25 protein-coding genes and 2 pseudogenes are annotated in these 22,607 nt (G+C 59.7%); 15 read left to right on the top strand and 12 right to left on the bottom strand.

The window, feature by feature from the left end:
- Positions 1-5: 5 nt before the first annotated feature.
- The 3 genes and pseudogenes from SIAM614_RS31465 to SIAM614_RS33585 all read right to left on the bottom strand — a co-directional run.
- A pseudogene (locus SIAM614_RS31465) lies at positions 6-160 on the bottom strand (zinc-binding dehydrogenase); the annotation flags it as partial.
- Positions 161-409: 249 nt separating this feature from the next.
- Positions 410-904 (bottom strand): alkaline phosphatase family protein, encoded by a 495-nt coding sequence (locus SIAM614_RS30850; protein WP_157140074.1) that lies wholly within the window; start codon positions 902-904, stop codon positions 410-412.
- Positions 868-1,266 carry a sulfatase-like hydrolase/transferase gene (locus SIAM614_RS33585; RefSeq protein ID WP_081455348.1) on the bottom strand — a complete coding sequence of 133 codons (399 nt, stop codon included), beginning with the start codon at positions 1,264-1,266 and terminating at the stop codon, positions 868-870. Before SIAM614_RS33585 ends, SIAM614_RS30850 begins: the two co-directional genes overlap by 37 nt.
- A gap of 43 nt (positions 1,267-1,309) precedes the next feature.
- On the opposite strand from SIAM614_RS33585, the gene SIAM614_RS33120 reads away from it, so the two are divergent.
- Complete coding sequence (locus tag SIAM614_RS33120) at positions 1,310-1,609, top strand: hypothetical protein (protein WP_006938816.1); 300 nt, start codon at positions 1,310-1,312, stop codon at positions 1,607-1,609.
- 74 nt (positions 1,610-1,683) lie between these two features.
- A pseudogene (locus SIAM614_RS33685) lies at positions 1,684-1,890 on the top strand (IS30 family transposase); the annotation flags it as partial.
- 133 nt (positions 1,891-2,023) lie between these two features.
- Here SIAM614_RS33685 and SIAM614_RS24810 read toward each other — a convergent pair.
- The 7 genes from SIAM614_RS24810 to SIAM614_RS24840 all read right to left on the bottom strand — a co-directional run bounded on the left by SIAM614_RS24810 (position 2,024) and on the right by SIAM614_RS24840 (position 9,167).
- Entirely contained in the window at positions 2,024-2,815 is a 792-nt protein-coding gene (locus tag SIAM614_RS24810; protein WP_006938818.1) for a DNA-binding transcriptional regulator, read from the bottom strand.
- Positions 2,816-2,851: 36 nt separating this feature from the next.
- A complete protein-coding gene (locus SIAM614_RS24815) occupies positions 2,852-3,694 on the bottom strand; it encodes a fumarylacetoacetate hydrolase family protein (RefSeq protein ID WP_006938819.1) in 843 nt (280 codons plus the stop codon).
- A gap of 5 nt (positions 3,695-3,699) precedes the next feature.
- Positions 3,700-5,193: a bifunctional 3-(3-hydroxy-phenyl)propionate/3-hydroxycinnamic acid hydroxylase MhpA gene (mhpA, locus tag SIAM614_RS24820; protein WP_006938820.1), complete on the bottom strand. Its 1,494-nt coding sequence runs from the start codon at positions 5,191-5,193 to the stop codon at positions 3,700-3,702.
- Positions 5,194-5,195: 2 nt separating this feature from the next.
- Positions 5,196-6,176, bottom strand: a complete 981-nt coding sequence (locus SIAM614_RS24825; protein ID WP_006938821.1) for a VOC family protein — start codon at positions 6,174-6,176, stop codon at positions 5,196-5,198.
- A 175-nt stretch (positions 6,177-6,351) separates the two neighbouring features.
- On the bottom strand, positions 6,352-7,362 hold the full coding sequence (locus SIAM614_RS24830) for a TRAP transporter substrate-binding protein (RefSeq protein ID WP_006938822.1): 1,011 nt from the start codon (positions 7,360-7,362) through the stop codon (positions 6,352-6,354).
- 18 nt (positions 7,363-7,380) lie between these two features.
- Positions 7,381-8,682 (bottom strand): TRAP transporter large permease, encoded by a 1,302-nt coding sequence (locus SIAM614_RS24835; protein WP_006938823.1) that lies wholly within the window; start codon positions 8,680-8,682, stop codon positions 7,381-7,383.
- A 2-nt stretch (positions 8,683-8,684) separates the two neighbouring features.
- Positions 8,685-9,167, bottom strand: a complete 483-nt coding sequence (locus SIAM614_RS24840) for a TRAP transporter small permease (RefSeq protein WP_006938824.1) — start codon at positions 9,165-9,167, stop codon at positions 8,685-8,687.
- Positions 9,168-9,514: 347 nt separating this feature from the next.
- Here SIAM614_RS24840 and SIAM614_RS33380 point away from each other — a divergent pair, with 347 nt between their 5' ends.
- Complete coding sequence (locus SIAM614_RS33380; protein WP_006938825.1) at positions 9,515-9,649, top strand: hypothetical protein; 135 nt, start codon at positions 9,515-9,517, stop codon at positions 9,647-9,649.
- 49 nt (positions 9,650-9,698) lie between these two features.
- Here SIAM614_RS33380 and SIAM614_RS24845 read toward each other — a convergent pair whose 3' ends face one another.
- Positions 9,699-10,469, bottom strand: coding sequence for an IclR family transcriptional regulator (locus SIAM614_RS24845; RefSeq protein WP_198137398.1), 771 nt, complete (start codon positions 10,467-10,469; stop codon positions 9,699-9,701).
- Between the two features lie 162 nt (positions 10,470-10,631).
- On the opposite strand from SIAM614_RS24845, the gene SIAM614_RS24850 reads away from it, so the two are divergent.
- From SIAM614_RS24850 to SIAM614_RS24900, 11 genes are all read left to right on the top strand, one after another.
- Positions 10,632-11,471 carry a cyclase family protein gene (locus SIAM614_RS24850; RefSeq protein WP_006938827.1) on the top strand — a complete coding sequence of 280 codons (840 nt, stop codon included), beginning with the start codon at positions 10,632-10,634 and terminating at the stop codon, positions 11,469-11,471.
- A gap of 59 nt (positions 11,472-11,530) precedes the next feature.
- Positions 11,531-11,881: a cupin domain-containing protein gene (locus tag SIAM614_RS24855; RefSeq protein ID WP_006938828.1), complete on the top strand. Its 351-nt coding sequence runs from the start codon at positions 11,531-11,533 to the stop codon at positions 11,879-11,881.
- The gene (locus SIAM614_RS24860; RefSeq protein ID WP_006938829.1) at positions 11,878-12,678 is read left to right on the top strand and encodes an SDR family NAD(P)-dependent oxidoreductase; all 801 of its coding nucleotides are present in this window, start codon (positions 11,878-11,880) and stop codon (positions 12,676-12,678) included. Before SIAM614_RS24855 ends, SIAM614_RS24860 begins: the two co-directional genes overlap by 4 nt.
- Positions 12,679-12,681: 3 nt before the next feature.
- Positions 12,682-13,608 (top strand): 3-hydroxyacyl-CoA dehydrogenase family protein, encoded by a 927-nt coding sequence (locus SIAM614_RS24865; RefSeq protein ID WP_006938830.1) that lies wholly within the window; start codon positions 12,682-12,684, stop codon positions 13,606-13,608.
- Positions 13,609-13,653: 45 nt separating this feature from the next.
- Positions 13,654-14,940, top strand: coding sequence for an ABC transporter substrate-binding protein (locus SIAM614_RS24870; protein ID WP_006938831.1), 1,287 nt, complete (start codon positions 13,654-13,656; stop codon positions 14,938-14,940).
- A 56-nt stretch (positions 14,941-14,996) separates the two neighbouring features.
- Positions 14,997-15,725, top strand: a complete 729-nt coding sequence (locus SIAM614_RS24875; protein ID WP_040441092.1) for an ABC transporter ATP-binding protein — start codon at positions 14,997-14,999, stop codon at positions 15,723-15,725.
- Positions 15,712-16,422, top strand: a complete 711-nt coding sequence (locus tag SIAM614_RS24880) for an ABC transporter ATP-binding protein (RefSeq protein ID WP_006938833.1) — start codon at positions 15,712-15,714, stop codon at positions 16,420-16,422. The genes SIAM614_RS24875 and SIAM614_RS24880 overlap by 14 nt, the downstream gene beginning before the upstream one ends.
- 1 nt (position 16,423) lies before the next feature.
- Entirely contained in the window at positions 16,424-17,287 is an 864-nt protein-coding gene (locus SIAM614_RS24885) for a branched-chain amino acid ABC transporter permease (RefSeq protein ID WP_006938834.1), read from the top strand.
- The gene (locus tag SIAM614_RS24890; protein WP_006938835.1) at positions 17,287-18,309 is read left to right on the top strand and encodes a branched-chain amino acid ABC transporter permease; all 1,023 of its coding nucleotides are present in this window, start codon (positions 17,287-17,289) and stop codon (positions 18,307-18,309) included. Before SIAM614_RS24885 ends, SIAM614_RS24890 begins: the two co-directional genes overlap by 1 nt.
- Positions 18,310-18,324: 15 nt before the next feature.
- Positions 18,325-19,260, top strand: a complete 936-nt coding sequence (locus SIAM614_RS24895; protein ID WP_040441063.1) for a BKACE family enzyme — start codon at positions 18,325-18,327, stop codon at positions 19,258-19,260.
- 617 nt (positions 19,261-19,877) lie between these two features.
- Positions 19,878-20,489 (top strand): GNAT family N-acetyltransferase, encoded by a 612-nt coding sequence (locus SIAM614_RS24900; RefSeq protein ID WP_006938837.1) that lies wholly within the window; start codon positions 19,878-19,880, stop codon positions 20,487-20,489.
- Between the two features lie 117 nt (positions 20,490-20,606).
- Here SIAM614_RS24900 and hisN read toward each other — a convergent pair whose 3' ends face one another.
- The gene (gene hisN, locus SIAM614_RS24905; RefSeq protein ID WP_006938838.1) at positions 20,607-21,395 is read right to left on the bottom strand and encodes a histidinol-phosphatase; all 789 of its coding nucleotides are present in this window, start codon (positions 21,393-21,395) and stop codon (positions 20,607-20,609) included.
- A gap of 200 nt (positions 21,396-21,595) precedes the next feature.
- Between hisN and SIAM614_RS24910 the strand changes: the two genes are divergently transcribed.
- The gene (locus SIAM614_RS24910; protein WP_006938839.1) at positions 21,596-22,603 is read left to right on the top strand and encodes an ABC transporter substrate-binding protein; all 1,008 of its coding nucleotides are present in this window, start codon (positions 21,596-21,598) and stop codon (positions 22,601-22,603) included.
- Positions 22,604-22,607 lie beyond the last annotated feature (4 nt).

A 22,607-nucleotide genomic window follows, 5' to 3' on the forward strand; every position in this document is an offset into this window, starting at 1 on the left:
AGTTGTCATGACGCATGGTCGTGCTCCCACCTACTTAAAGTGACCACAACCTTGCCCCTGGCGCGTCCGGTCTCGACACAGGCCAAGGCGTCCGCCGTCTGCGCAAACGGAAACACCTTGTCCCCGACGGCCGGATGACGCCTGCGTCGAGAGCCGTCGCCCGGGTGATAGTCGACCTATGTCAGATCATCTGGGCGATCGCAGAACTCAGCCGGGAGAAAAGATGGATTTGGGTCCATTCAATAGACGGTCGTTTCAAGGCAGCGGGCGAACGCGTGCGATGACTGACTTGAAGGCGCGAAGCAGGTCGGGCTGGTCACCCAACGCCAAGACCAACCCACCCGCTCTGGGGCCGGTAGCGGACTTGCAGGTTGGGCAATCCCCCCCAAGAGAAGTTAATCCAAGTTATTTAGGGCTTTCCGAGCCCAATATCTGTACTTGGATAATCGGCAAAAGTCGCGAGGTGGCGTTGAACTCGTTTTAGAGCCTGTGGCAGACCCCATTCAAACCTGGAATGGCCCGAACTCGCCTGCTCCTTGGGATCGGTATAGAGATTGTAGACCCAGGGGCTCATGCCCACATCCGACACCGTTGTCTGATCCAGGTTCCTCCTGGGCGCATGCTGTTGCATGACCTTGAAGTGGATTTTGTATTCCATCCATCGGAGCGCCATCAAATTGTTTTCCGAATACATGAACACGGCGTCCCGCAGAGACTCTCCCTTGTCCGCAAGCAGGAATGACGACTGATCGATGCCGTCTATATAGCGCTCGCTTGGTATCGCACCCGATTTGCCCACCAATGCGAGTGAAGTATTTAAGAAGTCGGTCAGATCGATAAGGCCGTCACCTTCACAGCCGGGAGCAATCATTCCGGGCCAATATGCGATGAAGGGCACACGCACACCGCATTCCCAGGTCGTTCCCTACCCCGCCACGGCTGAAAACCGTTGTCGGGATAGAGGTCTTCATTTGCCCCTTTGTCCGGCGTCAGAAACATGAAGGCGTTCTCAAGTTGACCTGTCTCTTCGAGCACGCCTATCAACCGGGCCACAATGTCATCTACCTCCACAATGGCGTCCTTGCAGGGGAACCCGGCCGAACTTTTTCCGGCATATCCCTTTGCCGGATAGCTGTCTTTGTGGACACGCGCAAAGGCATGTTCGAGAAAGAACGGAACATTGTCAGCAGATGCCCTGCGGATGAAATCTTCTGAAAAGTCAGCAAATTTCTGATCAATTTCCGCAAGTTCTTCTATCGAGGTAATTTCCTCCGCAACTTCGAGAGGTTGCCCCTAGACGCCCCGGGTAATGGCTGCTTCTGAAATTTCCTTCAACGCTGCCAGCCTTTCGGGGGCGCAGGACCATGTCTGGATAAAGGCGCTCATCAAGTTGCTGAGACATGTCGCTGATGACCGAAAGAATTCCGTAAAACTCGTCAAACCCGGCCTCATGCGGGCGAGATCCTTCCGCTTCGCCCAGATGCCAGTTCCCCGCAAGAGCCGCGCGATAACCGGCATCGGAAGTGTTGCTTCGATCTTCTGGTCGTCGGGTTCTCTCCGGAAAGCGTCGGGCGCGTCAGACCGCTACGCGTGGGAATACGCCCTGTGAGGAGAGCCGCACGCGTTAGAGTGCAGGTCGGCTGTGAATAGACTGACGTCAGCCTCAGGCCTTCACGCGCCAAAAGGAAAGCACATTTGGTGCTCGGCAAGGTCATCGATGCGATGTGCCCCCTGCGAATCCGCTCCCGAAAATCCATCACGTTCGACCGTGGAACCGAGTTTGTAGCGTGGCCGCATCTTCAGGCAGAGATTGGAACACAGACCTGGTTCTGTGATCCCTGGCAAAAAGGCACCGTCGAAAACACCAACCGGCACGCCGGCCGAAGTCTTCAGGGAGAAGATGCCAGCGAAATGAGACGACGCCCTTTTGGGGAATTCATGCCCATCGGCCACATTTTTCGGCAGAGGAGCTTCAGCGGCTTGAACGCTTCGATCCCGTTCAGCGTTCACAGCAGCCGATGGACTAGTCACGCAGTGCGTCGGCGATCCTCTCGGCAATTTCGAGAGCCAGGGGCCCGAACTTTTCAAGCGCCTCCGGCGTGCTCATGGCGCTGCGGATCCAGATGAGCGAGACGCAGCCCAGAACAGCGCCGGCCGAGCGGATCGGTACGGCAATGGAAGCGGTTTCCGGGCGAAATTCGCCGCTGTCCCTGATGGCGATGCCGCGATTGCGAGTTTCTTCGAGCAGCCTTGAAAGCCAGCGTTCCTCCAGAAACGGGGCATCCTTCTCATCTCCGAGACGGCGCAGATGATCCAAGATAAGCGCGCGCTCCTCATCGGGACAGAAGGAGATATACGCACGCCCGCTGGAGGTTCGCAGCACCGGCAGACGATACCCGGTCATGCCGCGGTCGATCGACAGCGGCGACCGGCCATGGGTCGTCTCCTGGATGACCATTGCTGCATTGTTGTAGACTGTAAGGTCGAGCGGCCAGACAACCTGTCTGGAATATTCGCTGAAGATTGGGCCGGCCGCTTGCGTGATTTCCGTGGTGAGCGCGTAACCGTCTCCGAGCGCTGCGGCGAACCGTGTGACCCTGACGTAGTTTGACGTCGCGGAAAACGCGACATAGCCAAGTTCCTCCAGGGTCTCCAGAAGCCTGTAGACCGTTGGGCGCGGCAGATCGAGAGCCTTGGCCACCTCACCCGGGCGAGCTTCGCCCACCTTGTTCACATAGCGCAATATGGCAAGTCCGCGCGCGAGTGCGCGCACGGACCCGGATGTTTTTGGAGAGGTCGCCGGTTCACTGAGCATGGCAGGACCATTGCACAGGCCGGGCTTGGGAAAAAGTCAGACTTCCGCTTTCACCGGGTTCGACAGAATGCCGATGCCCGACACTTCGACCTCGCAGACGTCACCGTCCTTCATGAAAAGTGGCGGAGACCGCCTGGCACCAACGCCACCCGGCGTACCTGACACAATCACGTCGCCGGGCAGAAGCGGCAGGATGGTCGAGCAATAGGCGATGAGGCGGGGAATGGATGTGACCAGCAGCGAGACGTCCGTATCCTGGACCACTTCACCATTGAGCCGCGTCTGCAGATGCAGCTTCGACGGATCGGGAATTTCGTCGGATGTCACCATCCACGGTCCGAAGCCGCCGGTGCCGGCGAAGGTCTTGCCGGGCATGAACTGGTGGGTGTGTTTCTGCCAGTCACGCACCGAGCCGTCGTTGTAGCAGGAATAGCCTGCAACATGGCTGAGAGCGTCTTCTTCGGAGATGCGACGGCCTTCCTTGCCGATGATCACGGCGACCTCACCCTCATAATCGAACATGTCGGATTCCAGCGGTTTGATCAGCGGTGCGCCGTGTCCGATCTGGGACCCGGAATAGCGGGCGAACAGCACCGGGTTCGGCGTTTCTTCGCGGCCGGTTTCAGTGATGTGGTCATGGTAGTTGAGCCCGACGCAGATGATCTTGTCCGGGTTCGGGATCACCGGATCGAAGGCCACTTCCTCCACTGCGTATTCCGGCTCTTCCGAAGCCAGTTTGGCAGCTTTTGCCATGTCGCCGCTGGCGAGGAAATCGCGCAGCGTTTTTTCGGCAAGCCTCCTGCCGAGATCGACAAGCCCCTTGTCGGTCACAAGTCCGTAGGAGGACGCGCCGTCCTTGGAAAAAGAACAGAGTTTCATGGGTGTTAGACCAGTTCCGGTTGTTGTGTTTCGATCGGGTTCGGAAGCACGAGCGCCAGCAGCGCTTCGAGCTCATCTCTTGTGTCGGCGCCGCCCAGCGTGTGCCGGTCGGGCCTGAGAACGGTGGCGCGCGCGCCGAGGCGGGCGAGGTGCTCAGCCGCGTTCGAGGTCTCTGTCGTCACCAGGGCGACGCCTTCCTGCAACACGAGCCCTTCCGCAAGTCCCGCCTCTGCGACCACGACGAACTGATGCGGAAAAACAGCGTCCATCAACGTTCCGTCGTTGAGGCGCGGCTGGCCGAAGAGACGGCCTGCCTTCTCCCCCTGTCCAAGGCCGTGCCCAAGGGGAGGAGCAATGCTTTCCATGCGGGCGGACCCGTCAGGCGTGGGCAGGGCGGCGCGGAGCGCTTCTTCCGTTCCGGCGGTGTTGATCAAGCCGCCAAGACGCACGGCCGTCTGGATGTATTCGCGGGCATTCGGTTTTCGTTCGCTCTCATAGGTGTTTAACAAAAGTTCGGCGTTGGTGCCCGTGACCTTGCCTTTGCAGACGAGCGCCAGCTTCCAGAACAGATTGGCGACATCGCGTGTGCCTGCGCACATTCCCTGGCCCATGAAGGGCGGTGTCTGGTGGCAGGCGTCGCCAGCCAGCAGAAGCCGTCCCTTGCGCCAGTCTTTCGCGACCAGCGAGTGGAAGACATAGACAGCGGTGCGTTCGAGATCCGCTTCGTCCGGTGTGATCCAGTCGGACAAAAGCGCCCAGACATTTTCCGGCCTGGTGATCTGCGCGCTGTCTTCTTCGGGCAGCACGGTGATTTCCCAGCGGCGGCGCATTCCCGGGGTGCGCACGTACGTCGCCGGTCTTTCGGGCCGGCAATACTGGATCGAATGATCACCAAGTTCCGGTTTTTCGGTCTTCAGGATCACGTCGACGACGAGCCAGCGTTCATGAAAGCCATAGTCTTCCATGCCGCTCTCGATATAGCGGCGTATGAGCGAGCGTGCTCCGTCGCAGCCGACGACATATTGCGCCGAGATACGTTCGATGCTGCCGCAGCTCATGTCCTCGTAGCGCAGTTCGACCCGATCGCCCTTGTCCTCGACATGGAAAACCTCGCAGCGGCTGCGCACCTCGACATCCTGTCGCCGACCCAGATGGTCGCGCAGCAATTCTTCAAGGTCTGGCTGGTGGAATCGGTAGTTCGCCCGCCAGCCCTGTGGCCCTTCACCCTGCGGCCGCGGCCAGTCGAGAAGCAGTTTGCCCTGCGGATCAACGAAGCGCATGCCCGGATGGTGATGGGTCTTTTTTTCCATCTCGTCGGCGATGCCGATCCACTGGAAGACGCGCATCACCTCGGCATCGAAATGCACCGCACGCGGCAGGTGATAATGTGCGTTTTCCCGCTCCAGAACGAGCGTTTTCAGCCCGCATTGGCCCAGAAGGTGAGCGAGCGTTGCGCCGGCCGGCCCATAGCCGACAATGGCGACGTCGAAATGCTCCATGGTTATTTCCCCTGTTTTGCAAGTTCGCCGTAAAGCCACGGGCACTCCACGACGGGCGGCGAACGCCGGCCGGCCCGAGCGGCTTCAAGGCGCATGTCACGCAGGCGTTTGCGTCCGCCTTCCTCGGTCAGATAGAGGCGCTCATGGCCCCAGAAGCTTGGCCCGTCGTGGGTCTCGTGCGGTTCCCAGGTGGCGGGGTCGATGACCCGGCCGCCCCAGCCGTTCTCCACGAAGAACCCCGAAGGCGAGTTGGCGTAAAAGGATGTCATGTAGTCGTTGGTGTGCCGGCCGAGCGTATAGGCGACACGGCCCTCCTCCTGCTGGGCAAGGTCGTACCCCTGCCCGACGTCATCGAGGTTCTGGAATTCGACCATGAAGTGATGGAAGCCGGCCTGTCCCGATCCGACCATTGCGAAGGAATGATGGCGTCCGTTCACATGGAAGAAGTAGAGCCCGTACGGCTGAAGGCCGTAATCCGAGACGTGAAAGTCCAGAAGGTCCCGGTAGAAGGGCAGCATGACGTCAATGTTCTTCACATGCAGCACCGCGTGCCCCATTCCCATGGGGCCGGTCAGAAAGCCGTCTATCGGCCGGCCCGGACGGAAAGGGTCTGATGCGATCATCGGGTTGTGAAACAGTTCGATGCGGTTGCCCATCGGGTCCTCGAAGGCGATCAGGCTTTCGACGAAGCGCCGGTCGCACAGCGCCTTTGAGCCGAGGGTCACCTTGACGCCCGACCTTTCGAGCCGGTCCGCATAGGTCTGAAGGTCATCCGCATGCTCGACCTCCCAGCCCATGAAGGCGAGGGTGTCGCCCTCTTCATCCGACACGAGCAGGCGCTGCATCCGGTCGTCCATTCGAAAGGCGAGCGCCGTTTTACCGCGGTCGATCTTCTGCATTCCGAGCAGCTTGCCGGCAAAGTCGCTCCAGTCATCCAGCCTGTCGGAGCGCACGCCGAGATAGCCCAGTGCATTGATTGCCATGGTCGTTTTCCTGTTTGAATTTGCGATGTCACAGTTTAGGCGCCGCAGACGGCCCGCTCCCAGGCGAGATTGGGCGCCGTCCGTTGGACGGACAGGCTGTGGGCCACCTGTCCGTCCGCTGGTCGAACGGGACCGGTCATTCCTGCCATACCAGGTGCGGAAGACACGGGCCGGCTCATTCTCCGGCGATTTCCTTCGCACGCTCCAGAGTGGTCGCAGCGGCGTCCGCGTCCGGCTGACCTTTGACCCAGGCTTGCGCGGCACCCGCGAATGCCTCGTCCCAGGCGGCCTGGCCCGCATCGTCCAGATCAATGAAGTTGACCTTGCCGTTCTCCCGGAAGCTCTTTTCGATCTCGGCATCTGTCGCATCGACGACTGAGGCAATCCATTCCGCCGTTGCACGGCCCGACATCTCGTCGATGACGGCCTTGTCGGCGTCGGACAGGCTGTCGTAGGTGGCCTTGTTCATCAGGATTGCCATGGGCGAAGCGATGAAGCCGGTGGTGGTGATATTCGGAGCAACCTCGTTGAGGCGGAAGGTTCGATAGGCGTCCATTACCCAGACAGCGCCTGAGACCACGCCTCGTTCCAGACCTTCATAGACCTGAGGCGCGGGCAGTCCGACACCGGATGCACCGACCATGTCGAAAAGCTCGGAGCCGAACTTCGACGGTGAGCGCAACTTGAGACCGGAAAGCTGCGAAGGTTCCGTGACCGGATCGCTTGCCATGAAGAACCGGTAGGAAGGTGTTGTGAACAGCGCGATGACTTTATAGTCGGTATATTCCCCGGCAAGGCTGCCGTCCTCAAACAGTGTATTGAGAATGTCAGCCCCCTCCGCGCCATTGCTGACAATGCCCGGCACTTCAACCACGCCTGTCAGGGGAAAGACGCCGGGTGTATAGGTCGGCACCACCAGTGCCACATCGGCGACACCAGCCTTCAACAGATCCGCCTGTGCGGGCGGGGCACCCAGGATCGAACCGGGATACAGCTTGAATTCAGTCCCGTCGGAAAGCTTGGCGTTGACCTTGTCGATCCAGGGCTGAAGGATCTTGGCGGAATAGAAACCCTGCGCTGGTTCGAACGACGAGACACGCATCTGGCGGGCTTCCGCAAGTGTTGCGGTCAGCGATGATGCGCAGAAGAGCGCGATGGCCGTGGTTTTCAGCAGTTTGTTGAACATGAATTCCTCCCTTTGAAGTCACATGGCATTGAGCGGCAGCCAGAGCACGATCGCCGGGACGGCGATGATGATGGCGACGCGGATGAAATCGGCAGTGACGAACGGCGCCGCGCCTTTCCAGAGTTCTGTCAACCGGATGTCGGGGGACACGGTCTTGAGAACGAACAGGTTCATGCCGACCGGCGGTGTGATGAGACCCATTTCGACGACCATCACCGCGAATATGCCGAACCAGACCAGGTCGATCCCGGCGGCCTGTGCGACCGGAACGAAGAGCGGGACAGTCAGCAGCAGCATGGCGAGGCTGTCCATGAGCGTCCCGAGCACAAGGTAGATTGCCAGCATCAGAAGAATGACGAGGAGCGGCTGATCGATGATCCCCGAGAACATGCCGGTCAACGCGAACGGCAGGCCTGACAGCGCGAGAAAGAAATTGAACAGATTGGCGCCGATCATGACGAGATACAGCGCCCCGCAGGTCAGTGCCGTATCCCTGACAGCCTCGAGAAATCCACTCGGCGACAATCTGCGCGACAGGAACCCGTAGGCCAGAACCAGGGCTGCGCCGATGGCCGCCGTTTCGTTGGCTGTGAAGACGCCGCTGTAAAGGCCGCCCATGATCAGGCCGAAGATCGCCAGCGGCGGCAGCAGCTCCTTCAGCGCCGCGCGGCGTTCGTCGCGGTGGGCGCGTTCGTGCTGGGGCGCAGTCGACCAGCCGGCCCAGATCGGGACCCAGATCGCCAGACAATAGAGAAGGATTGCCAGAAAGATGGGGCCGGTGGTGGCAAGCAGGAGTTCGCGGATCGACTGTTCGGCGATGAACGCATATATCACCAGAACCGTCGACGGAGGGATCAGGATTCCGAGCGTGCCACCGGCTGCGACGGACCCGGCCGAAAGTGACTTCGAATATCCCGCCTGCCTCATCTGGGGCATGGCGATCCGGCCCATGGTGGCGGTGGTGGCAAGAGACGAGCCCGAGATCATGCCGAAACCGGCAGAAGCGCCGATGGTCGCAAGCGCCAGTCCGCCCCGGCGATGACCGAAAAGCACCGACATGGACTGGTACAGCTTGGCCGACAAGCCGCTGTGCGCTGCCAGATTTCCCATCAGGACGAACAGCGGTAGCATGGTCAGCGTGTAGTTGGTGACACTGTCCCAGACCGTGGTCGCGCCAATCGTCATTGCACCGGCAAAGCCGATGATCATCGCAGCGCCCAGAAGACCGACGAGACCAAGGGCGACGGCGACCGGAATTTCCAGAAAAATCATGATGATGGCGGCGCCGAAGCCGAGCCCGCCGAGCAGAAGTCCGTCCATTATCAAGCCTTTTCGTTCCGAACGACCAACCAGACGCCCGCCATCGCGGCGAGGAAGGCTGCAAGGAGGGCCAGCGTGACGACGGTCAGGGCGATCGGTATCGGAAAGCCGAGATCAGGTGTCGTTTCCGGGGAACCCGCCTTGGCAAGAGCGTTCTGGCCCACAGCCCAGAGGATCAGTCCGGAAAAGCCGAGAGACACGACACTCCCCAAGAGGCCAAAAGGCCGTGCGAAGCGGGCCGGTGCCAACTCGGAAAGCAGTTTTGCGCTGACATGTCCCTGTTTGGCGTAGCAGACCGGCATGGACAGAAGCGCACCGAGGCCGATGGAAAGCGACGTCAACTCGATGGCACCTGGAACATTCGTCCCGGCAATCGCGCGCAGGACGACATCGCAGACCGTGACGGCAGTGCCAAACAGAAAGCAGATGCCGGCGGCGGCCAAGAAACTGTTCGGGACGATCTTTCTCAAAGAGGGGCTGTGCATGACATCCGTTTCTCGTTGTAGATAAAGACGGAGGTCAAAGTGCCTGTAAAACGACAGGCCCTTAGGGCTGCAGCGCTGCGGTCCTCCCAAACGCAACGGTCGGACTATAGGGATTAGAGCTCGGATCGAGGTACCCGAAACACGAAGGCGTCCACCAGGCGGACACAGTGCAGTGCCGCAATGCAGGTCTGGGAAACCGGTGGGACGGATAGTCCCAGACATCGCCCAGGTTGGATGATCTCCCTCATTCCGCCGCATCCGCGTTTATTGGGATGCGGGTAGCGCAAAGGCATACTTTACCGCATGGAAGGGTAGCCGTTCATGGACGGTGGAGCCTCTTTTGTGACATGAAGCCCTATCGGGCCATGATCGGTGATGCCGCTATTCTTGTTCCCGTCGGTGACAACGATGCTGCCGTCACCGCGACGCGGGACGAAATCGAGGTGCATTGTCGCGAGAAGAGGAGCTCCGAAAATGGATGAGGTCTGGGTCGGCTACCCGCATCTTAGCCGCAGCTTTTCCTGTCATGAATCAAATGAGCTGCAAGATCGATTTCCGAGCGTCCAGAAGCAGCTCCACGAGCTTGTCTTTCAGTTTTTCAAACCGATGTGACGGCACCGGAACGGAGACGGCGTAGATCAGCCCCATGGGGTCCTTGAACGCAAAACCTGCCGCAGATATCCCATCCGTATGTTCGTTGAGATCCCAGGCAATCCCGGTTTTCCGGATGTCTTCGACCTCCTTCATGAACTCCGACAGCGGCTTGGCGGTTTTACCGTCGGCTTTGAGCTCTGGCCCTGCGATCGCGACAAGAACATCGTCCTCCATCAGGGAAAGTGCAGCCTTGCCGTTTGCCGTATCCGTCATCGGAAAAACCTCTCCGACGGCAGAAACGGTACGCAAGCGATGGGAGCCGACGACCTGATCGACGAACACCATATGGTCGTCGCGAAAAGCGGCGAGATCGACCGTCTCCTTTGTCTCCCTGGAAAGTTCCGCCAGGATCGGCCGGACCAGCTCGGCCATGTTGATCCGCCCAGCCGCGGCCAGAGACTGGATTTCCGACCCCAGCCGTAATCCGCCTTCCGCAGCGCTGGCCATCACGAGGCGTTCGGCGATTAGCGCATTCACGATCCGCTGTACCGTAGAGCGGGGCAGATGTACACGGTCGGCAATCTGCCCGAGGCTCAGTCCGGAATTGTCCTTCTTGAGAATTCGCAGGATCTCCGCTGCCCGGGAAATGACCTGAATTCCTTGGTTTGATTGCGTTTTTCGTTCGGTTTCCATGATGTCCGCCGTCATCTTCAGCCCATTTTTCCCAGTCGCGCCGTTCAATTCGGTTCGGTTCTGACTAGGCCATATAGGCAAAGTTTCTCGATTTGTCGAGAAACTGCTTGACCGCATTATGATACAATCGTACCGTAAAGCAATACAGCAACGCACTGACCCTCGGGAGGAACCAACATGTCAGTGACCATTCGCGGGATCGAGTTTCAGGAAAACCTGAACAACGACATGGGCGTGGAGTTTTACAATCTCTCGCACCGCTACGGCTTTCAGTGCCCCAATTGGCCTTACTTTCAGGACGTCCAGATCGACCGGAAGCATTACATGGCAAAATCCGGGGTCCTGTCGCAGACCATCACCACCACCATGCATGTCACGACCCATATCGATGCGCCGGCGCATGTGGTCCAGGGCACGCCGTTTATCGATGAAGTGCCGCTGCCGCATTTCTTCGGTTCGGGCCTGGTCGTGTCGATTCCGAAGAAGAAGTGGGAGCAGATCACCGGCGACGATCTTGAAAAGGCCTGTGGCCATGCCATTCGCAAAAACGATGTCCTGATCATCAACACCGGCTGGCACAAGCAATATGAAGATGGCGACTATTTCGCCTATTGCCCCGGCCTTGTCCCGTCAGCGGCTGATTGGATAGTCGAAAAGGGCATCAAGGTCGTTGGGCATGATACCCAGGCAAACGACCATCCGCTCGCAACGGCCATAGGCCCGCAGCGTAACGGTCCGATCCTGCCGCATCTGGAGGCGGAATATAAGGAATGGTCCGGCGGCAGAGGCTGGGAAGAGGATTTTCCCGAGTGGGAGCCGGTGCACCAGAAGCTTTTCAGCAACGGCATTCTCGGCATTGAAAATGTTGGTGGCGACCTCGACGAAGTCACCGGCAAGCGCTGCACCTTTGCCTTCTTCCCATGGAACTGGGATCGCGGTGACGGCTGCATCATCCGTCTGGTGGCCATGATCGACAAGGGTCAGCAATATCGCATCGAAGCCGGCGAGAGCTTCTGATCTGACTGAGCCGGCCGTTTCGGCGGCCGGCCCGCATACGGGGATCTGGGAGGACGCCGATGCATATCAAACGTTTCGAAGACGCCGAACCCTATGAGGCGCCGAACCACCGGGCGGTGGTTGGATTGCGTCTCCAGGGATTTGAGCCAGGCGGGCCGGAAAATCAGTGGGTGGGCCTCAGCCAGTTTCTGCCGGGCGGAGGCGCCGGGCCGGATTCGACACCTTTTGAAAAGGTCTATGTCATTCTCGAGGGCGAGATGACCGTCGAGGCACATGGCTCGAAAACCATCTTGAAGAAATACGATAGCTGCACGATCGCGCCGGGCGAGGTGAGAACCATCGAGAACCGCTCGAACCACACCTGCACCATGCTGGTCGTCATTCCCTATCCGCCGGAGACAAAACCATGACCGACAGTTGGCGCAATCCTCTTGGCCTTTTCGATGTTGCCGGCAAGGTGGCCCTGATCACCGGTGCGTCCGGCGCCTTCGGAGCCGTCGCGGCCAAGGCGCTAGCCGGTGCGGGCTGCAGGCTTGTGCTGGCGGCCGGAAACGCCGACGCTCTGTCAGACGTTCAAAACGCGTGCCAAGACCTGGGCGCCGAAGTTGTTTGCCTTGCCATTCGCCCGAGTGATGAAAGCGCTTGCGACCGATTGATTGCGCTTGCCCGGGAACGGTTCGGCGCTCTCGACATTCTGGTTGTCGCCTCCGGCATGAACAAGGTTGCCAAGATTGACGCGCTGACGCCCGGCGATTTCGAAAACGTCATGGATGCCAATGTCACCCAGTCCTGGCTGCTTGCCCGTGCGGCCACAAAGCAGATGAAGACGCAGGTGAGCGGCGGCAAGATCGTGCTGGTTTCGTCGGCCCGAGGCCTGTTGGGACATCCTGCCGGTTATACCGCCTACTGCGCCTCCAAGGCTGCCGTCGATGGCATCACCAAGGCGCTCGGTTGTGAGCTCGGCGAAGACAAGATCACGGTCAATGCGATCGCACCGACCGTCTTCCGCTCGCCACTCACCGCCTGGATGTTCGAGGACGACGACAAGGCGCGCGGGTTCCGAGACGGCTTTCTGGCCCGTGTGCCGAAAGGACGACTTGGCGAACCGGAAGACCTCATCGGCCCGTTACTGTTCCTGAGTTCCAGAGCTTCGGATTTCTATACGGGCCACATACTTTATGCCGATGGCGGCTATACGGCGGGCTAGGTGATGGCAGACACAAAAATCATCGCGGTGCTGGGCGCAGGTCTCATGGGACACGGCATTGCCCTGACATTCGCCAATGCCGGGCATGACGTCAGGGTTTACGATCCCCTGCCCTCAAGCCTTGAGGTCTTGCCGGGCCGAGTCCTGGCCAGCCTCGAGGCGATGGGCTACACCCGGCCGGAGATTGACGCAACGCTGTCCCGGATCACGGCAAAAGCCGGTCTTCCCGCGTGCGTCTCTGGAGCAGATTTCGTGTTTGAAGCAGCTCCGGAAAAGCCGGACCTGAAGCGGTCGCTGTTTAAGGAGGTGGAGCGGCACGCGCCGGCAACCGCGATCCTCGCCTCCAACACCTCCGTCATTCCGATCACCACCATCATGGCGGACCTGGATGACGGGACCCGGGCGCTCGGAACTCATTGGTGGAACCCGCCGCACATGATCCCCCTTGTGGAGGTCATCCGAACTCAACGGACGGCGCAGTCCACAATCGACAAAACCATGGCTTTGCTGGAGAGCGTCGGCAAGACACCGGTTCGGGTGGATAAGGACGTCGCCGGTTTCATCGGCAATCGTCTGCAGCATGCCCTGTGGCGCGAGGCAATTTACCTCGTCGAAAGCGGTGTCTGCACGGCGGAGGCCGTGGACGTGGTTGTCAACGCCAGTTTCGGCCGCCGCCTGTCGGTTCTGGGGCCCCTTGCGAACGCGGATCTGGTCGGCACCGATTTGACACTCGACATTCATGAAAACGTTTTGGCCGATCTGGACAACCGGCCGGAACCGTCCCCCTATCTGCGCAGGCTTGTGGAGGAAGGCAAGCTTGGCATGAAAAGCGGGGAAGGCTTCAGGAGCTGGACGCCGAAGGACATGGAGGATGTCCGGCAGCGTGTCGCGACCCATCTGCGGAAGCTCGAAACCATCTTGGAGGACTAGGAAGCCGCCGTATCAAGCGCACAAGCGCATCTGGGAGGAGAAACGATGACGCATCTTCGGAAGACATTAGGGATTTCCCGCCGCACGTTTCTGGCCGGCGCATCGGCCGGTCTGGCCGCGCCCGCCATTTTGACCCGTACACGGGCCTACGCCGCGAACCCGGTCATCAAAATCGGGCATGTCAGCCCGCGTACCGGACCACTCGCCGGCTTCGCCGAAGCCGACGACTATGTCCTTGCCGGTATCAGGCAAGCCCTGGCCGGCGGTATTGAAAACAACGGCAAGACCTATCAGGTCGAGATCATCTCGAAGGATAGCCAATCAAACCCGAACCGGGCCGCGGAAGTCGCATCCGAACTGTTGCTCGGAGAGGAGGTGGACCTGATTGTCGCCGCCTCGACCCCGGACACGACCAACCCGGTGTCGGACCAGGCGGAACTCAACGAAGTCCCCTGCATCACCACCGATTGTCCCTGGCAACCCTATTTCTTCGGCCGCAACGGCGATCCGCAGACTGGCTTCGACTATACATACCATTTCTTCTGGGGGCTTGAGGACGTCATCAACGCTTTCCTGGACCTCTGGCAGCAAAGTGGCGTCGCCAAGACGGTCGGCGGCCTGTTCCCGAACGACGCTGACGGGAATGCCTGGGGCGACGAGATCCATGGCTTTCCGCCCGCTCTCGCAGGTGAGGGATATGCGCTGACCGATCCGGGCCGCTACCAACCCTTGACCGATGACTTCTCGTCCCAGATTTCCGCCTTCAAGGAAGCCGGCTGTGACATCATCACGGGCAACATGATCCCTCCGGATTTTGCAACCTTCTGGGCGCAGTCCGCCCAGCAGGGGTTCACGCCCAAGGTTGTAACCATAGGCAAGGCACTGCTGTTCCCCTCCGTGATCGAGTCTTTGGGCGATCGCGGTGACGGCTTGACCTCCGAAATCTGGTGGTCGCCCAACCACCCGTTCTCGTCGTCGCTGACCGGTGTGTCTTCGAAGGAACTGGCCGACGGCTACATGGCTGCGTCCGGCCGCCCCTGGACCCAGCCGATCGGCTTCAAACACGCACTCTTTGAGGTTGCGACGGACGTGATCCGGCGCAGCGCCGATCTCGAAGATCCGAACGCGATCCTGGAAGCCATCCAGAAGACGAAACTGTCTACGGTGGTCGGCCCGGTAGACTGGAGCAACGGTCCGGTCCGGAATGTGACCAAGACGCCGCTTGTCGCCGGTCAGTGGCAGAAAGGCCCCAACGGGTTCGATCTGGTGATTACTGCAAACCGCAGTGCTCCGTTCATCGCCACCACAGGCGAATTGAAGCTACTGTCCTGAGCCATGGCTGGCGCACGGCTCCCGGGCCGTGTGCCGCCCCAGACATGAAGGTCTTCATGACTGCTGTTCTCGAACTCAAGGGCGTTTCCAAAGCCTATGGCGCGGTTACCGTGGCCGATGATCTGAGCTATCGGCTCGGTGACGGCGAGGCGCTTGGTGTGATCGGGCCGAACGGGGCCGGAAAAACCTCTATGTTCAACCTGATCACCGGTACGATCCGCGCCGACAGTGGGCAGATCCTGCTCAACGGCCAGGATATAACGCGTCAATCCGCGGCGCGGCGGTGCCGTAGCGGCATCGCCCGATCTTTCCAGGTCCCGCAACCCTTTGCCGGTATGAGTGTTTTTGAAAACACCCTGGTGGCGGCGATACACGGCACGGCTGGTCCGCTAGCCAAGGCAAACGCCCACTGCCTTGAAATTCTTGAACTGACGGGTCTGATCGACAGGGCCAACGACCCGGCGGGCAAACTGAACCTGCTTGGCCGCAAACGACTGGAACTGGCGCGCGCACTCTGCGCAAAGCCCCGCATCCTGCTTCTGGACGAAATCGCCGGCGGATTGACCGAAAAGGAATGCCACGAGCTGGTGGCCACCATCAATACCATCCGCAAGACGGGCCTCTCCCTCATCTGGATCGAGCATATCGTCCATGCGCTTCTGTCCGTCGTCGACCGGCTGATCGTCATCGATTTCGGCCGCAAGATTGCCGACGGCGACCCGAAGAAGACCATGGCCAGTCAGGCGGTACAGGAGATTTACATGGGAGTTGATGCCGATGCCTGACGCTCTGCTCTCCACGAAGGCACTGGAAGCGCATTACGGTGACTTCCAGGCCCTGTTCGGTATCTCCATTGATGTTCAGCCCGCCGAAGTCGTTGCCATCATAGGCGCGAACGGAGCTGGCAAAACCACCTTGATGCGCTCGATCACCGGTCTGATCCGGAACAAGCCGGAGATGGTTGTCTGGAAAGGCCGGGCAATCGGCGCGCTGAGAGCCGATCAGGTGGCGCATCTGGGCATCGCCATGGTGCCGGAAGGACGGCAGCTTTTTCAGTCCCTGTCCGTGGAGGAAAACCTCATGATCGGGGGTCAGATGGGGCGGAAAGGGCCATGGACCTTGAAGACCGTCCAGGATCTGTTTCCGCTTTTGCAGGAACGCCGCCATGTGCCTGCCACGGCACTCTCAGGCGGTCAGCAGCAGATGGTCGCCATCGGCCGAGCGCTGATGTCCAACCCCGATATTCTTCTCTTCGACGAAATCAGCCTCGGTCTCGCGCCGATCGTCATCAAGTCCATCTACGAAGCGCTGCCGGCCATCATCGGCGAGGGCATGAGCGCGATTATCGTGGAGCAGGACATTGCCAAGGCGGTGAGCGTTTCCCACCGGGTCTACTGCCTCCAGGAAGGCCGGGTTTCGTTGCAAGGCCGACCGGACGAACTCACCCGCGAAGCCATAAGCGCCGCCTATTTCGGAGTATAAGATGGACTGGATCAACGCCATCCTACAGGGAATTCTGCTGGGCGGGCTCTATGCGCTCTTCGCCGCCGGCCTCTCGCTGATTTTCGGGGTGATGCGGCTGGTGAATATTGCTCACGGTGACTTCATCGTTCTTGCGGCCTTTCTTGGCCTGACCATCACCACGACGCTCGGCCTGTCGCCGTTGCTGGCCCTGATCCTGGTCGTGCCGGTCATGGCCGGGATCGGCTATGGATTGCAGCGGCTGGTCCTCAACCAGACCCTGGGCGATGATATTCTGCCGCCGCTTCTGGTTACGTTCGGCCTCTCCGTCATAATTCAGAACGGTCTTCTGGAGATCTACAGCGCCGACCCGCAAAAAATCAGCGCCGGCGCACTGGAAACCGCCAGCGTCGCCCTCCCCGGCGATCTCAATATCGGCGTCCTGCCACTGTTGATGTTTGGCGTGGCTGTCGCCGTGATCGCCGGTCTGCAATGGATCTTTTACCGCTCTGCACTGGGGCGCGCCTTTCGTGCGGTTTCGGACAAGCAGGATATCGCTCAGCTCATGGGGCTCAACAAGGCCCATATCTTCGGGCTCGCCATGGCGCTCTCGCTGGCGGTCGTCGGCCTTGCCGGTGTCTTTCTTGGCATTCGCACCAGTTTCGATCCCTCAATCGGTCCGGGGCGTCTGATCTTCGGTTTCGAGGCGGTGATCATTGGAGGTCTGGGCAACCTCTGGGGAACGCTGATCGGAGGTATCATCCTCGGGGTAAGCCAGAACATCGGCGCACAGATCAATCCGGGCTGGCAATTGCTTGCAGGTCACATCGCCTTCCTCATCGTCCTTGCCGTCCGCCCGCGCGGCCTGTTTCCGAGGATCGACTGATGACAACGTCAGCTCATGCCTATTCCATTTCCCGCTCTTCAACGGCGAGCCGTGTGGCGGCTGTTGCAGGTGTGCTGGTGCTGATCGTCTTGGTCTCGGCACCCTTGTGGGCGGGACGGGCCGACATGCGGCTCCTCAGCGAGATATTCCTCTATCTGTCGCTTGCCTGTCTCTGGAACCTGCTGGCTGGTTATGCAGGGCTTGTCTCCGTCGGCCAGCAGGCCTTCGTCGGCTTCGGCGGCTACATGCTGTTCGCGCTGGCGATCTTCGCCGGCCTTTCTCCCCTGGCCGCAATCCCGCTCGCAGGGCTGCTCGGCGCTGTTATCGCCGTTCCGGTTGCCCTGCTTATCTTCCGCCTGCGCGGCGCCTATTTCGCCATCGGTACCTGGGTGATCGCAGAGGTGTTCCGGTTGTCCTTTGCACAAGTTTCCGCCCTGGGAGGCGGCTCCGGTACCAGCCTGCCCGTCGCAATCGTCCGGGACATGGCCTCCAGCCGCTCAATGCGCGAGGCGACCACCTACTGGCTTGCGCTTGCCATGGCCGTGATCGTTCTGGCGGTGATCTATCTGCTGTTGAGATCGCGCAACGGCCTGGCCTTGACCGCGATCCGAGACAGCGAACTTGCGTCGGAGAGCTTCGGCATTGACATCTGGCGCAACAAGTTCGTCGTTTACGTTCTCACCGCCGGCCTGACCGCTATGACCGGTGCGCTCATCTTCCTGCAGAAACTCCGGATCTCGCCGGATGCCGCCTTCAGTGTCAACGACTGGACGGCGTTCGTGATCTTTATCGTCGTGATCGGCGGCATTGGCACGCTGGAAGGCCCGATCATCGGTGTGATCGTGTTTTTCCTGCTACGCGAGACCCTCTCCGATCTCGGCACCGTCTATCTGCTGATCCTCGGCGTGGTGGCAATTGCCGTGATGCTGAAAGCACCGAAAGGGCTCTGGGGAACGCTGAAGGAGCGAACAGGGCTGGAACTGTTCCCGCTGGCGAGGCGGGTGGTGAAAAAGAAATCATAACATCGGGAGGCGGCCATGGCCCGCACACGTAACAAGACCATCATCACCTGCGCGGTCACGGGCGCTATTCATACGCCAACCATGTCGGATGCCCTGCCCTATACCTATGACGACATCGCCCGTCAGGCGATCGATGCCGCTGAGGCTGGCGCTTCGATCCTGCATCTGCATGCCCGAACCAACGAGACCGGTGCGCCCTCGGTCGAACCGAACGACTTCGCCCCGTTTCTTTCGCGCATCAAGCAGGCGAGCGACGCGGTCATCAACATCTCGACCGGCGGTTCCCTGACACTGTCCATCCAGGACCGGATCCGGCCGGCGGCCACGTTCAGCGCCGAGATGTGTTCCATGAACATGGGCAGCATGAACTTTTCCTTCCATCCGCTGGCGAAACGCTACGACAACTGGAAATTCGACTGGGAGAAGGACTATGTCGCCAATTCCGACGGCAACATCTTTCGAAATACGTTCAGGGACATCCGCGAAGCGGCCGAAACCCTGGCCCCGCATGCCATCAAGTTCGAGCACGAATGCTACGATGTCGGCCATCTCTACAATCTGAAATTCTGCATGGATGCCGGGTTGTTCAAGGCGCCGATCTTCATCCAGTTCGTCATGGGCATCCTGGGCGGAATCGGGGCGGATATCGACAATCTGGTGTTCATGAAAAAAACCGCCGACAAGCTCTTTGGCGACGACTATCGCTGGTCGGTCCTGGCAGCCGGCAATGCCCAGATTCCGCTGGCGACGACCGCCAGTCAGATGGGTGGAAATGTACGGGTTGGCCTGGAGGACAGCCTCTTCATCAGCCGTGGGCAACTGGCGGACTCCAATGCCCAGCAGGTTGCCAAGATCCGCCGGATTGTCGAAGAGCTAGGCAACGACGTTGCAACCCCCGACGAAGCCAGGGAAATCCTTGATCTGAAGGGCGCTGACCGGGTGTCGTTTTAAGAGGGTTGGCTATCAGTTGCCTTTTTAACAAGCGTTTTCGATGCTGTTGGGTCACTCGATGCTCCTTAAAGGCATTCAGGTGATCCACGCCGCACTTCTGCTTGTACTCCTTGCAGTCTTTAGTTCACGGACAATGAAAGGCTGCTCTTAGGGGGACAGCCGGAAAACGACGATGGTCCGAAATGGGCATGCGTTGTTGCTGTAGCTGATTTTCAGGTTAAACGGGTCCACACCCTAAACTGACTTCCGGCGTCGCTTGTTGTGAAAGCAGTGATCGGCGGTTTTTGAGGGACGAGGCCGGCGAAACAGAGAAATGGCCGTACTTTTGTACCCCTTCGAAGCTGCCACGAAAGGGGATGGCGCAAGGGGACATTTCGCGGTAATTGCGTTCAGCTTTTTGGCTCCGAACTGTTCTAGATGCCGACCTGTTTTTTCTCCAGCAGGCGTTCGAAGACAGCTTCCACGTCATCGAGAAAGGTACTCCACTCCCCGTCTTCATCTATGCCGGTAATGCGCAGGAGTGATCGCGATGCTGGCGGTCGCAGTTTTCTTTGCACTGGCCGGGGGCGCAGCTTGTCTAGAACCAGTCAATAAACGCCTTTCGAAGAGGTTCGTAGATGCAGATCATTGAAACCGACCGCCTGATCCTGAGGCCCTTCCGGGAGGGAGATGCAGCAGACCTTTTTGCGTATCTGCATGCGCCCACCGCACGCTGCTTCCTCTCACTCAAGCTCGCAAATCTGGCGGAAGCGGAGGTCGAGGTCAGGAAACGGACCCTCGATGAGGGCAGCGTGGCGATTTGTCTGAAACAGACTGGTCAGCTCATCGGCGATCTGTTTGGCGCTGACGGAGAAGAGGAGGAGGCTGGGACAGCCTCGGTCGGCTGGAACCTCAACCCGCAATTCGGTGGACAGGGATATGCGTTTGAAGCCGCAAGAGCGCTGTTCGACCATCTTTTCCAGGTTAAAGGCATTCGCCGGATTTATGCCTATGTCGAAGACCACAACATTTCCTCGCAGCGCCTCTGCGAGAAATTGGGCATGCGCCGGGAAGGCCTGTTCATTGAATTCGTATCGTTCATCAATGACGAGGCGGGTAATCCGATCTACGAAAACACCATGCAATACGCCATTCTGCGTCGCGAGTGGATGTCTGGTGCTGCAGCAATTTCGCAACCGCCGGTCGGGAGTGGCACCGTTGGCACCGAAACGTCAGGTCGTCGCGTGTAGACGACGGGGTTCGGCAAAGGCGCACACGCGATTTAGGGGTGATGCGCCTGTCGGCGGCGAGAGCGACCTGTCGAGAGCAATCGGCGTTTTTTTCGCGGAAGGGCGTAGCGGGTCAGGTCAAGACAAGGCGGCAAGAGCTTCTGCGTGCAGGGCGGCGTTGGCCGCGGCGAGAACCTGACCCTCCGAGTGCAGACCCAGGCTGTCGCCTTTCCAGTCGGTGATCACGCCTCCCGCACCCTCGATAACCGGAATGAGGGCCATGTAATCGTAGGGATGCAGATTCATTTCGAACACCAGATCAATGTGGCCCGAAGCCAACAGGCCGTAGCCGTAGCAGTCGCCCCCGAAGCGGCGCATGGCGACCTTTCGGGAGAGCGTCTCGAACTGGCCGCTTCCCGCCGCATCGAACGTGTCGGGTGTTGTTGTGTAAAGGATCGCGTCGGCCAACCGGGTCCGGTGGCTCGTGCGGCAGGGCGCGTCATTGAATGTTGACGGTTTGCCGCGCAGCCCCGTCCAGCGTTCGCCCGTCGGCGGTATCGAGATGATGCCAAGTTCCGGTGTGCCGTTGCAAAGGCAGGCAATGAGCGTGCCGAAGGTCGGCATCCCGGAAACGAAACTCTTCGTGCCGTCAATCGGGTCGAGCACCCACAGGTATTGGGCATCCAGACGCGCGTCCTCGTGCTCTTCGCCAAGGATGCCATGGGCCGGGAACTCTTTGAGGATGCTTTCACGCATTGCTGCCTCGATGGCACGATCAGCCTGCGTGACCGGCGAAAGGTCGGCCTTTTGCTCCACGTCCAATGGCTTGCGGAAGTAGGTCATCGCCATGGCGTCGGCCACGTCGGCGAGCCCGTCGGCAAAACGTGCCAGCATCTCCGTCTCGGGCGGCGTCGTGGAGATTTGCATGGGTTTTCCTTGTCTGCGGGGAGGCTGCAACAAAGGTCAGCCGGCAAATTAACTCTAGACAAAATCCACAAAAATGCAAGACTACACAAAAATCCCCAAGTCCGTGCACAGAGGGCGCGGCAATGAGAATGGGTCTCGGGAGGATCCGATCCGGGGCAGGCACTGGCACACGAACACGTGGATCAAGAAGGAGAGACGACATGAAGACCTGGAGCAAATTCACCTTGGCTTCGCTGTTTGCCGTCGGCATGGCGGCAACAGCCTCCGCGGACGAAATCACCGTCTACACAGCGCTTGAGGAAGAAGAGATCGCGGCCTACGTCGAGGCAGCCAAGAAGGCGATGCCCGAAACCGAGATCAATGTGCTGCGACTGTCCACGGGCAAGCTCGGCGCGCGTCTTCTGGCCGAAGCGGGGAACCCGCAGGCAGACGTGATCTGGGGATGGGCCGTCAGCGCCATGATGGACCCACAGATCCTGGAGATGCTGGAACCCTATGCAGCCAAGGGCATCGACGTTCTGCCGGCCTCCTTCCGCGGTGAAGACGGCAAATGGTTTGCTCCGATCGGCTACATGGGCGCGTTCTGCGTGAACACGGCACGGCTTGAGGAAAAGGGACTTCCGATGCCCAAGAGCTGGAAGGATCTCGAGAACCCGGACTTCAAGGGCGAGATCCTGATGCCGGACCCGAATTCATCCGGTACCGGCTATCTGCACGTCAACGCGGTTCTGCAAACCATGGGCGAAGAGGCCGGTTGGGCACAGCTCGAAGCCGTCGATCCGAACATGGCACAATATACCTCGTCAGGATCCAAGCCCTGCAAATCCGCACGCGTCGGCGAATACACCGTTGGCATCTCGCTGGCATTCACCGCGATGCAGTCCATCGAGGAAGGCTATCCGTTGGCGATGGTTTTCCCCGAGGAAGGCGTTGGATATGAACTGGAAGCATCCGGCCTGATGGCCAGCTCCGACAACAAGGACGCGGCAAAGGCCTTCCTCGACTGGACAATGTCGGACGAGGCAATCGGCCTCTACCAGCAGTACAAGGCGCTGATCACGGTTCCGGGTGTCGATGCCTCGCAAGCGGCTGAAAAAGCGGGCCTGCCAGCTGATATTGCGACTGTCCTTGCGGAAATCGATTTCGTCACTGCGGCCAAGAACCAGACGGCCGTGAAGGAAACCTGGAAAGAAAAGCTGGGCCGCTGATCGT

This window comes from Roseibium aggregatum IAM 12614 (assembly GCF_000168975.1).
GTDB lineage: Bacteria > Pseudomonadota > Alphaproteobacteria > Rhizobiales > Stappiaceae > Roseibium > Roseibium aggregatum.